The organism is Thermoanaerobacter sp. X514, assembly GCF_000019065.1.
GTDB classification, from domain to species: domain Bacteria; phylum Bacillota; class Thermoanaerobacteria; order Thermoanaerobacterales; family Thermoanaerobacteraceae; genus Thermoanaerobacter; species Thermoanaerobacter pseudethanolicus.
The window spans coordinates 1,482,793-1,495,398 of the sequence record NC_010320.1; the positions used below are offsets into that span (position 1 = coordinate 1,482,793).

At 33.8% G+C, this 12,606-nt stretch carries 18 protein-coding genes; 15 read left to right on the top strand and 3 right to left on the bottom strand.

Going from position 1 to position 12,606, the window contains the following annotated elements:
* Nucleotides 1–7: 7 nt before the first annotated feature.
* Together TETH514_RS07300 and TETH514_RS07305 are read right to left on the bottom strand one after the other, a co-directional pair.
* The gene (locus TETH514_RS07300; RefSeq protein ID WP_009052288.1) at nt 8–361 is read right to left on the bottom strand and encodes a sulfite exporter TauE/SafE family protein; all 354 of its coding nucleotides are present in this window, start codon (nt 359–361) and stop codon (nt 8–10) included.
* Nucleotides 358–714, bottom strand: coding sequence for a TSUP family transporter (locus tag TETH514_RS07305; RefSeq protein WP_003868526.1), 357 nt, complete (start codon nt 712–714; stop codon nt 358–360). The genes TETH514_RS07300 and TETH514_RS07305 overlap by 4 nt, the downstream gene beginning before the upstream one ends.
* 131 nt (nt 715–845) lie before the next feature.
* Between TETH514_RS07305 and cysK the strand changes: the two genes are divergently transcribed.
* A complete protein-coding gene (cysK, locus tag TETH514_RS07310) occupies nt 846–1,766 on the top strand; it encodes a cysteine synthase A (RefSeq protein ID WP_003868525.1) in 921 nt (306 codons plus the stop codon).
* A 60-nt stretch (nt 1,767–1,826) separates the two neighbouring features.
* Nucleotides 1,827–2,567 carry a YebC/PmpR family DNA-binding transcriptional regulator gene (locus tag TETH514_RS07315; protein ID WP_003868524.1) on the top strand — a complete coding sequence of 247 codons (741 nt, stop codon included), beginning with the start codon at nt 1,827–1,829 and terminating at the stop codon, nt 2,565–2,567.
* A 19-nt stretch (nt 2,568–2,586) separates the two neighbouring features.
* Here the strand turns inward: TETH514_RS07315 and TETH514_RS07320 are convergent, their stop codons facing one another.
* Nucleotides 2,587–3,033: a chemotaxis protein CheW gene (locus TETH514_RS07320; RefSeq protein WP_003868523.1), complete on the bottom strand. Its 447-nt coding sequence runs from the start codon at nt 3,031–3,033 to the stop codon at nt 2,587–2,589.
* A gap of 110 nt (nt 3,034–3,143) precedes the next feature.
* On the opposite strand from TETH514_RS07320, the gene TETH514_RS07325 reads away from it, so the two are divergent.
* From TETH514_RS07325 to secD, 13 genes are all read left to right on the top strand, one after another.
* Nucleotides 3,144–3,710 carry a hypothetical protein gene (locus tag TETH514_RS07325; RefSeq protein WP_003868522.1) on the top strand — a complete coding sequence of 189 codons (567 nt, stop codon included), beginning with the start codon at nt 3,144–3,146 and terminating at the stop codon, nt 3,708–3,710.
* An 81-nt stretch (nt 3,711–3,791) separates the two neighbouring features.
* Nucleotides 3,792–4,289: a crossover junction endodeoxyribonuclease RuvC gene (gene ruvC, locus TETH514_RS07330; protein ID WP_009052289.1), complete on the top strand. Its 498-nt coding sequence runs from the start codon at nt 3,792–3,794 to the stop codon at nt 4,287–4,289.
* A complete protein-coding gene (gene ruvA, locus TETH514_RS07335; protein WP_003868520.1) occupies nt 4,286–4,849 on the top strand; it encodes a Holliday junction branch migration protein RuvA in 564 nt (187 codons plus the stop codon). The genes ruvC and ruvA overlap by 4 nt, the downstream gene beginning before the upstream one ends.
* A 10-nt stretch (nt 4,850–4,859) precedes the next feature.
* Nucleotides 4,860–5,876, top strand: coding sequence for a Holliday junction branch migration DNA helicase RuvB (gene ruvB, locus TETH514_RS07340; protein WP_003868519.1), 1,017 nt, complete (start codon nt 4,860–4,862; stop codon nt 5,874–5,876).
* Entirely contained in the window at nt 5,869–6,081 is a 213-nt protein-coding gene (locus TETH514_RS07345; protein WP_003868518.1) for a DUF2905 domain-containing protein, read from the top strand. The genes ruvB and TETH514_RS07345 overlap by 8 nt, the downstream gene beginning before the upstream one ends.
* 127 nt (nt 6,082–6,208) lie before the next feature.
* Nucleotides 6,209–7,234, top strand: a complete 1,026-nt coding sequence (gene queA / locus TETH514_RS07350; protein WP_009052290.1) for a tRNA preQ1(34) S-adenosylmethionine ribosyltransferase-isomerase QueA — start codon at nt 6,209–6,211, stop codon at nt 7,232–7,234.
* An 18-nt stretch (nt 7,235–7,252) separates the two neighbouring features.
* Nucleotides 7,253–8,380, top strand: a complete 1,128-nt coding sequence (gene tgt / locus TETH514_RS07355; RefSeq protein WP_009052291.1) for a tRNA guanosine(34) transglycosylase Tgt — start codon at nt 7,253–7,255, stop codon at nt 8,378–8,380.
* Entirely contained in the window at nt 8,380–8,679 is a 300-nt protein-coding gene (gene yajC, locus TETH514_RS07360) for a preprotein translocase subunit YajC (RefSeq protein WP_009052292.1), read from the top strand. The genes tgt and yajC overlap by 1 nt, the downstream gene beginning before the upstream one ends.
* 87 nt (nt 8,680–8,766) lie before the next feature.
* On the top strand, nt 8,767–9,159 hold the full coding sequence (locus tag TETH514_RS07365; protein ID WP_003868514.1) for a TIGR04086 family membrane protein: 393 nt from the start codon (nt 8,767–8,769) through the stop codon (nt 9,157–9,159).
* Nucleotides 9,160–9,214: 55 nt separating this feature from the next.
* Nucleotides 9,215–9,352, top strand: coding sequence for a six-cysteine ranthipeptide SCIFF (gene scfA / locus TETH514_RS12345; RefSeq protein WP_009052293.1), 138 nt, complete (start codon nt 9,215–9,217; stop codon nt 9,350–9,352).
* A gap of 66 nt (nt 9,353–9,418) precedes the next feature.
* The gene (gene scfB / locus TETH514_RS07370; protein ID WP_009052294.1) at nt 9,419–10,804 is read left to right on the top strand and encodes a thioether cross-link-forming SCIFF peptide maturase; all 1,386 of its coding nucleotides are present in this window, start codon (nt 9,419–9,421) and stop codon (nt 10,802–10,804) included.
* Nucleotides 10,785–11,342: a gamma carbonic anhydrase family protein gene (locus TETH514_RS07375; protein ID WP_003868512.1), complete on the top strand. Its 558-nt coding sequence runs from the start codon at nt 10,785–10,787 to the stop codon at nt 11,340–11,342. The genes scfB and TETH514_RS07375 overlap by 20 nt, the downstream gene beginning before the upstream one ends.
* 19 nt (nt 11,343–11,361) lie before the next feature.
* Complete coding sequence (gene secD / locus TETH514_RS07380; RefSeq protein ID WP_003868511.1) at nt 11,362–12,597, top strand: protein translocase subunit SecD; 1,236 nt, start codon at nt 11,362–11,364, stop codon at nt 12,595–12,597.
* Nucleotides 12,598–12,606: the final 9 nt, after the last annotated feature.

Here is a 12,606-nt window from a genome sequence, read left to right on the forward strand (position 1 = left end):
TATTTGATTATTTGCGAGGTTTTGAGAAAAATTCGTATATTCCCATACAGAATAAAAAAACAGCGAATATTTTTTTTAATATAAAGGCTTTTGTGATTGCTGCTATAATAGCTCCAACAAAACTTCCTATCATTCCACCTATTATTATAAGCAATATGATTTTATACTTTATGTTTTTACTTTTAAAATGGTATATTAATGCGATAATTGCTGTAGGAATAAAAGAAAAAAGATTAACGCTTTGAGCAATGTGTTGCTCGGTTCCAATAAAGATTGTCAAGGCAGGAATGAGAATTGTCCCTCCTCCAATTCCCATTCCTCCTACAATTCCTGAAAAAAGTCCTATTAGAAATAGTTTCATGATATCCACATCCTGACGGAAGCTATAAGCATTATTATTCCAAAAATTTTTCTTAATAAAGGTATGGAGAGTTTATTAAGAAAATATGCGCCAATAATTCCTCCTATCGTACTTCCTATAGCTATGTTAATAGTTAAAGGGATGTCGATTATTTTATTTTGCAAATACACTAAGCTACTGACTAGAGTGATAGGAAGTATAATTGAAATTGCTGTAGCATGAGCCTTATGGTCTTCTATGCCAAGCAAAAATACCAATGCTGGGACTATTAAAGTGCCTCCTCCTGTACCTAAAAGACCGTTTACGATACCAGTTATAAAGCCTATAGAGAAAAGTTTTAGTTTATCAGTCATTTTTATCACCTTTTACAGCTTGATATTATTATTTTTTCACTAAATTCTTTTGATATTCTAATTTCCATTTGACATGTTTAGCTTAGAAAGTTTAAAATTTTTATAGTAATGTGCAAATGGAGGTAAATTTTATGATTGCCAACAATGTTTTTGAGCTGATTGGAAAAACGCCAGTTGTTAAGTTAAATAAAATTGTTGAAAAAGAATGGGCGGAAATTTATTTAAAATTAGAATTTTTTAATCCGGCAGGCAGTGTTAAAGATAGGGTAGCTTTTTCCATGATAGAAAAGGCAGAAAAAGAAGGAAAATTAAAAAAAGGAAGTGTAATTATTGAACCTACCAGCGGAAATACAGGGATAGGGTTAGCGATGGTAGGGGCAGCAAAAGGGTATAAGGTAATAATAGTTATGCCCGATACTATGAGTATGGAAAGAAGAATGCTTTTAACGGCATATGGGGCAGAAGTAGTTCTTACCCCTGGCAAATTGGGGATGGAAGGCGCTATAAAAAAAGCGGAAGAATTAGTAAGGCAGAATAAAAACTATTTTATGCCACAACAGTTTGAAAATTTTGCAAATCCGTTAATTCATGAAGAGACTACTGCCAAAGAGATAATTGAAGATTTTAACGAAGGACTTGATGTTTTTGTTGCAGGTGTAGGTACGGGAGGAACTATTACAGGAGTAGGAAAAATATTAAAAAATAAATTTTCTAATATAAAAATTATTGGAGTAGAGCCCTATTCAGCAGCAGTACTTTCTGGTAAAGAGCCTGGTCCTCATAAGATTCAAGGGATTGGGGCAGGCTTCATTCCTAAGGTGTTAGATAAAAATGTCATAGATGAAGTAATTGCTGTAAAAGATGAAGATGCCTTTGAGGTGACTCGTCTTTTAGCAAAAAAAGAAGGCATACTTGGAGGAATTTCTACAGGTGCTTCCTTATGGGCAGCAATTGAAGTTGCTAAGAAATTAGGCAAAGGTAAAAAGGTTTTAGCAATAGCTCCTGACAGTGGAGAGAGGTATTTAAGCACACAACTTTTTAGAGAGGATTAGATTTACAAGCCTTATATTATTGTGTTAAAATATTTTAGACACAGTAAAGGAGGTTTTTTTATGTCAGGGCATTCAAAATGGGCTAATATAAAACACAAAAAAGAGAAAATGGACGCTAAAAAGGGGAGAATTTTTACAAAGCTTACCAAAGATATTATAAAAGCGGCTAAAGAAGGCGGTGGAGACCCTAACACTAACAGTAAATTAAGAGATGCTATAGAAAAGGCAAAAGCTAATAATTTGCCAAATGAAAATATACAAAGGGCTATTAAAAAAGGTACCGGTGAATTAGGAGGAGCTAATTTAGAAGAAGTAATATATGAAGGATACGGTCCTTCTGGTACTGCCATAATTGTTGAAGCTTTGACTGACAATAAAAACAGAACTGCTGGTGAAATAAGGCATATTTTTGATAGGCATGGTGGTAGTTTAGGAGCAGCTGGTTCTGTTACGTGGATGTTTGACAAAGTCGGAATTATAATTGTTGAAAAAGATAATTCTATTGATGAAGACGAGTTAGCGATGGTTGCAATAGATGCCGGCGCGCAAGACTTTTCTGCAGAAGATGAAGAATTCGAAATAATCACTGAACCTTCAAATTTTCAAGAAGTAAAAGAAGCGATTGAAAAAGCGGGGTATAAGATTTCAGAAGCAGAAGTTACTATGCTTCCTAAAAATACTATACAACTAAGTCCTGAAGACTATGAGAAATTCGAAAAATTAATTGACAAATTAGAGGAAAATGACGATGTACAAAACGTTTATCACAATGTGGAAATAGAAGACGAAAATGACGAATAAAAGAAAGAGATAGAAGAGGCTACATTTCTTCTATCTCTTTCTTTTCTTTTTCTGTTAAAACTTTATGTAAGTCTAAGTTGATTATTAATCTGTCGTTTAAATTGATAATAGATGTTATATACTCTTTCCCAATTCCTTTTATTATGTCTGGAGCTTCTTGGATGGAACTATCGTCTATATGTAAAACTTCTGTTACTGAGTCTACGATGAAACCTACTGGTCTGTTAGTGACATTTACTACAATAATCCGATTGTTGTCATTTTTTTCTGATAAAGGCAAATTAAAACGCTTTTTTAAATCTACAATAGGAATAACTGTTCCTCTTAGATTAGTTATGCCTTCTACAAAAGAAGGGGCATCAGGTACTTTAATAATCGTCTGAAGCCGTATAATTTCTATTACCTGATTAATGTCTACGCAAAAGTCTTCATTGTTTAATTTAAAAACTACAATTTGATTTGCCACTTTATCATCTCCTCCCTTATAGATATTATTCGATATTTTTTGACAAAATCCTGCAAAGAGAATAAATTTTTTAAAATTGGTTATAATTACATAAAACAGGAGGAGATGTTATGAAAAAGTTAATTTCCTATAAATTGGTTATGATATATTTGTTAGCTATATTTATAGGAGTGATGGTTGGGTATTTAATTAACGTTAAAGATAGGGAGCAGCAAAAAACAGAAAAAAATATAACTTATGAACAGAAGATTACTTCTCAGCAAGAAGCTCTTGCCAAAAAATTAATTTCTCAAAGTAAACTTATATTTGAAACTAAATATCTTGAAAATGGAGAAATAGTGCGTGAAGTTCAAAATTTAACCCCTTCTCTTTATGGAAAAAGCAAGGAAGAAATTGCAAAGATATATAGTAGTTGGAAAGTTAAAAGTTTTGATGAAGAGGAAATAGTTCTCTATAGAGAAAAAGAAGGGTTGCCTGCAGATTATTATATAATTTCTAGTATAAATGGATATGTGGTTTTATTAAAAAGTGACGGAAATGGCAATAAGGAAATTGTAGAGAAAACCGACATACCACTGGACAGTTTAACACCTTTTGACAGAGAAAGAGTGATGGAAAATATAATTACAAAAGACAAAGATGAAGCATACCAAATATTAGCAAATTTAAGCTCTTAAGTTCTCCTATGTTTTTAGGAGAACTTTTTCTTGTTTATAAAGGTCATTGATGTTAAAATAAATAAAAGGAGAGGGGATATAATGAGGGTATTAGGGATAGATCCTGGAATTGCCATAATGGGCTATGGTATAATAGATTACAAATCCAATAAGTTTACTGTTATAGACTACGGTGCAGTTACTACAAAAGCTGGTATTGATAAGGCTTTGCGCCTACACGATATATATAATGGAATTATATCACTTATAAAATCATACAGCCCTGATGTAGTGGCTATAGAAGAGCTTTTTTACAATAAAAACGCAAAGACTGTCATAACTATTGGAGAATCCAGAGGAGTTTCTATTTTAGCCGCTGTCAATTCGGGAATAAAGGTTTTTGAATATACTCCTTTGCAAGTTAAACAAGCAGTGGTAGGGTACGGAAGAGCAGATAAACATCAAGTTCAACAAATGGTGAAGGCTTTATTAGATCTTGAGGAAATTCCTAGACCTGACGATGTAGCTGATGCCTTGGCAGTTGCTATATGCCATTGTCACAGTAACAATATGATTGAAAAGCTGGGGTATTCAAGATGATTGAGTATGTTAGAGGGATAATTGAAGATATTGGACAAGATTACGTAGTGATTGACTTTATGGGTATAGGTATAAAGGTTTTTGTTCCCTTTTCTACTTTAAAAGTTTTACCTTCTAAAGGAAATATAACCAAGCTTTATACATATTTACAGGTAAGAGAAGATGGTTTTCAAATTTTTGGCTTTAAAACAAAAGAAGAGCTAGATTTGTTTGAAAAATTATTGTCTGTTAGTGGTGTAGGGCCTAAAGGAGCTTTGTCTATTTTGTCCGTGGTTTCTATTGACAATTTTGTAAAAGCAGTTAACGCAGGCGATTATAAAGCTCTTACAGTAGCTCCGGGAATAGGCAAAAAGACTGCTGAGAGAATTATTTTGGAATTAAAAGATAAGCTTCCAAAAGAAATAGTTTTTGAAGGTGATAATAATTTTTCAAATGAGGCTTTAGAAGCTTTATTAGCGTTGGGTTACACCAAGAGTGAAGCTATTTATGCTTTGGCAGATATCACCTGTGATAGCGTAGAAGATGCTGTAAAGCAAGCTTTGAAAAAATTAATGAAATAGGGTGAATTAAATGGAGGAAAGAATACTAACTCAAAATTTTACACAGGAAGATGCCTCCGAATACAGTTTGCGTCCTAGGTGGCTTTCTGAGTATATAGGTCAGCAAAAGATAAAAGAGGAATTAAAAATTTACATAGAAGCCGCTAAGATGAGGAAAGAGCCCCTTGACCATGTCCTATTATATGGTCCTCCTGGCCTTGGGAAAACGACTTTAGCCACAGTAATTTCTAATGAAATGGGAGTAGGAATAAAAATAACCTCAGGTCCTGCTATAGAAAAGTCGGGAGATTTGGCAGCAATTTTGACTAATTTACAGGAAAATGACATACTTTTTATAGATGAGATTCACAGGCTTAATAGAAGTGTGGAAGAGATTCTATATCCTGCAATGGAAGACTTTGAATTGGATATAGTAATAGGAAAAGGTCCAAGTGCCAGGTCTATAAGGCTTAGCCTTCCACGTTTTACTTTAATTGGTGCTACCACAAGAGCTGCGCTTATGACTTCTCCTTTGAGAGACAGATTCGGGGTTATAAACCGTTTGGATTACTATTCTGTGGAGGAATTAAAAGAAATAATTAAAAGGTCAGCGAATATTTTAAACATTGGAATTGATGAAAAGGCCGCTTTGGAGATTGCTAAAAGGTCACGGGGGACTCCCAGAATTGCCAATAGACTTTTAAAACGGGTGAGAGATTTCGCACAAGTAAGAGGAAATGGATACATTGATTTTAAAACTTCCAAAGAAGCTTTAGACGTATTAGGTGTAGATGAGATAGGATTAGAATACATTGATAGAAAGATTTTGGTTTCTATTATAGAAAAGTTTGGGGGTGGTCCTGTAGGAATCGATGCTATTGCTGCATCAATAGGAGAAGATGGGGATACAATAGAGGATGTTTATGAACCTTATCTTTTGCAAATAGGTTTTTTAAACAGGACTCCGCGAGGGAGAGTTGTTACAAAATTGGCTTATGATTACCTTAAATATCCTTATATAGAACAGGGGAGGATAGAAGGTGTTTGATAGTTTTGGCAAAATGTTGATATTTATGGGAGCTATATTAATTTTAATAGGGGTGCTTTTTTCTGTGGGTTCAAAAATTGGCTTAGGACGTTTGCCGGGAGATATAGTTTATCAAAAAGGAAATTTCACTTTTTATTTTCCTATTATGACGAGCCTTTTATTAAGTCTGTTTTTAACATTAATTTTTTGGCTTTTTAGAAGATAATTTTTTGTCTATTGAAAAAAATTTGATTTAAAGGTATAATCAGTACCATGTTCGTATGCTATAGATTTATAAAATAAGTTTTTTATGGACAAATTATAAACAAAACAATAAAAGGATGGAGTAAGATATGAAGCGCAGTGAGTTTTACTTTGAACTACCAGAAGAATTAATTGCACAAGAACCTTTAGAAGACAGAGCAAGTTCTCGATTAATGATTTTAAATAAAAAAACCGGTGAAATAGAACATGATATTTTTAAAAACATAACAAAATATTTAAAACCAGGGGATTGTTTAGTACTCAATAACACTAAAGTAATTCCTGCACGCCTTATTGGAAGAAGAGAAGACTCGGGTGGAAAAATAGAATTTGTTCTTTTAAAAAGAATATCCAATAATGAATGGGAAATATTAGTAAAACCCGGAAGGCGAGCCAAAATAGGGTCAAAATTTGTGTTTGGAAATGGAGAGTTAATAGCAGAAATTTTGGATACTACAGAAGTAGGGGGAAGGATAGTAAGATTTTATTATGAAGGAGTATTTGAAGAAGTATTGGATAAATTAGGCGAAATGCCTGTTCCCCCTTATATCAAGAAAAAATTAAAAAATAAAGACAGATACCAAACTGTTTACGCAAAATATGAAGGTTCTGCAGCTGCTCCTACTGCAGGGCTTCATTTCACAGAAGAGTTATTAGAAAAAATAAGGCAAATGGGAGTAAAAACTGTTTTTATTACTCTTCACGTAGGGTTAGGTACTTTTAGACCTGTAAAGGAAGAAGTAATTGAAAATCATAAAATGCATGAAGAATTTTACATTGTTACAAAAGAAGCAGCTGAGGAAATAAATGAGACTAGGAAAAGTGGAGGAAGAATCATAGCAGTCGGTACGACTTCTACTCGAACTCTTGAAACAGTTGCTGATGAAGATGGTTATATAAAAGAAAAAAGTGGTTGGACTGATATTTTTATATATCCTGGTTACAAATTTAAAGCTATTGACGGCATGATAACAAATTTTCACTTACCTGAGTCTACTCTAATTATGATGGTGTCAGCTTTTGCTGGTAAGGAAAACATAATGAGGGCTTATAAAATAGCCGTTGAAAAGAAATATAGATTTTTTAGCTTTGGAGATGCAATGCTTATAATTTGAGCAGAATAGGAGGATATAATGGCAGCGATTAAATATCGGCTCATCAAAAAAGATAGCAGAACAAATGCGAGATTAGGAATATTAGAGACTCCCCATGGTGTTATAGAAACGCCTGTGTTTATGCCAGTAGGAACACAAGCAACTGTAAAAGCAATGACTCCAGAAGAATTAAAAGAAATTGGAGCGACAATTATTCTAAGTAATACTTATCACCTCTATTTAAGGCCAGGACATAAAATTATTGAAAAAGCTGGTGGACTTCACAGATTTATGAATTGGGATAGGGCAATTTTAACAGACAGTGGAGGATTTCAAATTTTTAGTTTAAGTTCTTTGAGGAAAATTAAAGAAGAGGGAGTAGAGTTTAGGTCTCATATAGATGGTTCTAAACACTTTTTTACTCCTGAAAAAGTAATAGAAATACAAAATGCCTTAGGTTCGGATATAATAATGTCTTTTGACGAGTGTGCACCTTATCCTGCAGATTATGAGTATGTCAAAAATTCTATGGAGCTTACCATCAAATGGGCTGAAAGAGGAAAAAAAGCTCATAAAAATACTGAAAAACAAGCTCTTTTTGGCATTGTCCAAGGAGGGATTTATGAAGATTTAAGAAAAGAATGCGCTCAAAGATTAGTAGAGATGGACTTTCCTGGATACTCTATAGGTGGATTAAGTGTAGGAGAACCAAAGAATGTAATGTACGACATTGTAGATTTAACTACAGAATATTTACCTGAAAACAAACCGAGATATCTTATGGGGGTGGGAAGTCCTGATGACCTTATAGAGGGAGTAATACGAGGAGTTGATATGTTTGATTGCGTACTTCCGACGAGAATTGCTAGAAATGGGACAGTTTTCACAAGCAAGGGCAAATTAATAGTAAGAGATGCTCCTTATGCGGAGGACTTTTCTCCTTTAGACGAAGAGTGTGATTGTTATACTTGCAAAAATTATTCAAGAGCCTATATAAGGCATTTGTTTAAGGCTAATGAAATTTTAGCAGCAAGGCTTGCAACTATACACAACCTATATTTCCTTATTAAATTGATGGAGAGGATAAGGGAAGCTATAAGGCAAGACCGGCTGCTTGAATTTAAAAAACAATTTTTTAAAAAATATGGTTATAAGGAGGAGTATTGATGAATCCCGAAACGACTTACGTAATTGTTCAGATGCTTATTTTTGTTGCAATCTTTTACTTTTTATTGATTTTACCTCAACAAAGGCGACAAAAGAAAGAGAGAGAAATGCTGGATTCTTTAAAACCAGGTGATGAGATTATTACAAAAAATGGTTTTTATGGTAAAATTCTAAACATAAAAGATGATGTGATAACATTAGAAATGGGTGCAGATAAGGTAAGGCTTAAGATTGCAAAGTGGGCAGTAGGTGGAGTTGTAAGTTCTGCCAGTGACAAAAGCGATAAAGAAGAGAAATGATAAGATGCGGTTTGCCGCATCTTTTTTATGTACTATGTTTAAGATAAAAAGCATACATATTAGTAAGAAAACTGTGGGGGTGAGACTTTGAAAGGAAGGTTTGGTGTGGAAAAGGGAACTGGCATAAATATTACTGGAATTTTTACAGGGGTTTTAATAGCATACATTATCACTCTTAGTTTTTTCATAATTTACGCTTTGCTTTTGACTTTTACAGCCGTATCTGAACTAACTTTACCTACCCTTACTTTGTTGATAACTATAACAGGCATAGTTTTATCAGGTGCTTTATCAGCAAGGCATACTACTAGCAAAGGATGGTTAAATGGAGGAATTGCTGGTATTTTATATGTAACTGTTATGTTGATTTTGGGAGCATTTTTTGTAAAAGAATTAGAGCCTACTTCTTCTTGGGCAGTAAAATACGCTTGGGGAGCTATTTTAGGAGCTTTAGGTGGTATGATAGGTATCAATTTATAGCTTTAATTCCTTCTCTTTATGTGTTATAATAAATCAGGAAGAGGAGGGAAGAAAAATGAAGCGTGTTATAACAATTAACAGGCCAACGTTAAAAAATAGCTTAAAAAAGCCAGGTTGCGGCGAATGCCAGGCATCCTGTCAGTCTGCTTGTAAAACCTCTTGTACTGTAGCAAACCAAGAGTGTCAATATTAATACATATTACTCAAATGGCAGTAAAGTGTAATTACTGCCATTTAAACTTGCAATGGAGGTTAAAAAATGTCAGAGCTAATGCATAAATTTAAAAGACTGGGAATGAATATTGTAGTAGATCCGGTAAGTGGCTCTATCCATGTGGTAGACGATATTATTTATGATATTTTGGACTTTTATGAAAATCGCTCAAAAGAAGAAATTGTAAATTTACTTCAGCATAAATATAAAAAAGAAGATATACTGGAAGCTATTGCAGAAATTGATGAATTAAAAGAAAAAGGGTTATTATTTTCAGAAGATATATATAAAGATATTCCAGTGTCGAGAAATGATTCTGTTATAAAAGCGATGTGTTTGAATGTTGCTCACGATTGCAATTTAAGGTGCAAATATTGTTTTGCTTCTACTGGGGATTTTAAAGGTAGCCGCAAGTTGATGGATTTTGAGACGGGCAAAAAAGCAATTGATTTTTTAATAAAAAGTTCTGGGAAAAGGCGAAACATTGAAGTTGATTTTTTTGGCGGTGAACCCCTTTTAAATTTTGAGGTAGTCAAGCGGTTAGTAGAATATGGAAAAGAAAAGGCGAAAGAAAATAAAAAAGTAATTAAATTTACCATAACAACCAATGCGGTTTTGCTGGATGATGAGAAAATAAAGTATTTTAATGAAAATTTTTCTAATGTGGTACTTAGTTTGGATGGAAGAAAAGAAGTAAATGACAGCATGAGGATACGTGTAGACGGCAGTGGAAGTTATGATACAATAGTTCCAAAAATAAAAAAATTCGTTGAATCAAGAGGGAAAAAAGAATACTATGTGAGAGGGACTTTTACAGCAAAAAATTTGGATTTTGCTAATGATGTGTTGCATATTGCTGATTTGGGAGTTTATGAAATATCTGTAGAGCCGGTAGTTGAAAAAGAAGATAAAGACTATACATTAAAGGAAGAGCATTTAGAGAGAATTTTAAATGAATATGACAGATTAGCAGAAGAATATGTAAAGAGATACGAAGAAGGAAGGCCTTTTTCTTTTTATCATTTTAAAATAGATTTAGAAGGAGGGCCTTGCATTAAAAAAAGACTTCAAGGCTGTGGTGCTGGTTTTGAGTATATAGCGGTGACTCCCGATGGGGATATTTATCCTTGCCATCAATTTGTGGGTATTGAGGAATTTAAATTAGGGAATCTTGAAGAAGGTATAACTAATAAAGAATTACAGCAAAAATTTATGGAAAGCGATATTTACAAAAAAGAAGAATGTACGAAATGTTGGGCGAGGTTCTATTGCAGTGGAGGTTGCTTTGCAAATAACTACAACATAAATGGAGATATTAATAAACCTTACGAGCTGGCTTGTGAAATGCAAAAAAGGCGTTTTGAAAATGCGATTGCCATAAAAGCATATCAAATGCTAAAGGGTGAGGAAAATGATAATAAAGGAATATAAAAGTATGAAGCCCAAAATAGATGATGAGGCGTATATAGCGGAAACAGCAGAGGTTATTGGAGATGTAGAAATAAAAAAAGATGCAAATATATGGTATGGGGCTGTGCTGAGAGGAGATATAGATAAAATAGTTGTTGGAGAAGGAACTAACATACAAGATAATTGCGTTGTACATGTTACAGAAGGACATCCTTGTTATATAGGAAATTACTGTACAATAGGACATGGGGCGATAGTTCATGCTTGTAAGATAGGAAATAATGTACTAATAGGTATGGGAACGATTATATTAGATGATGCAGAGATAGGAGATAATTGTATAATTGGAGCTGGTTCATTGGTAACAGGAGGTAAAAAGATTCCAGAGGGCAGTCTTGCTTTTGGAAATCCTGCAAAAGTTATAAGGAAACTTACTCAAGAGGAAATTGAAAATATTCATCGCTCCTATGAACATTATGTAGAATTAGCAAAATTACATTTTTCCAACTTTGGGAAATTGACCGTTTACAATAAAAGTAATATAATAGAAAATAGTTGAATTATGAAGGAGGATTCGAATGAGAAGTAGAGGTTTTATCAAATTTTTTTCTGTTGTTCTTATTGCAGCAATAGTTGCATATGTAGCATTTTTTGGAATAAATGTGGGTAATTACTCTATAAGTCCTGTGCAAAAGCACATAAGATTAGGGCTAGATTTAAGAGGTGGCGTTTATGTATTATTAGAAGCTCAGGGGGATGTTACACAAGACGCGATAGATAAAGCGATTGCGGTTATAAAAAACAGGGTGGATGCCCTGGGTGTAACACAACCTGTGATAGCTCAACAGGGTTCAAATAGAATTCGTGTAGAATTACCTGGTATGAAAGACCCTGACAAAGCAATAGAAATAATAGGTAAAACTGCTCAATTAAAATTTGTAGGTCCAGATGGACAAGTAATACTAACTGGTGCCAATGTTAAAGACTCTAAAGCAGTATATGGTCAGAGTCAAACAGGTGTGCAACAACCAGAAGTTACACTTGTACTTGATGCGGAAGGTACAAAAAAATTTGCAGAAGCAACACAAAAGTTTATAGAGCAACCAATCGCAATACTTTTAGATGATAAGGTAATTTCCGCTCCAACTGTGCAAAACGTTATCACAAATGGAAATGCAGTCATTACAGGCTTGAAGGATTTCCAAGAAGCATCTGAATTAGCTACTCTTATAAGAGCTGGTTCTCTACCTGTTACATTAAAACCAATAGCCTATAGTTCTGTAGGTGCAACTTTAGGCCCTAGTGCCTATAATGCTAGTGTAAAAGCTGGTATATATGGTGTACTACTTATTTTACTATTTATGGCAGTTTTTTATAGATTGCCAGGAGTAATGGCAGATATAGCCCTTTTAATATATATATTGATAGATTTAATAATTTATGCTTTATTTAATATAACCTTAGATTTACCAGGGATTGCAGGCTTCCTATTGTCAATTGGTATGGCTGTTGATGCTAATGTTTTAATTTTTGAAAGATTTAAAGAAGAACTATGGGCTGGTAAAAGCATAAGAGCTGCTTTAGAGGCAGGTTTTGCAAGGGCCTTCAGAGCCATTTTTGATGCTAATATGACTACTATTATCGGTGCTATTATACTTTTTTACATGGGCTCTGGAAATGTGAAAGGTTTTGCTTTAACACTTCTAATAGGTGTCATATCCAGCTTGTTTACAGCTATAACTGTAACGAGATTTTTGTTGCTTGCACTTGTCGATTTGGATTTGACAAGAAATATAAAATTTTACGGAGCGTAGGAGGGAAAT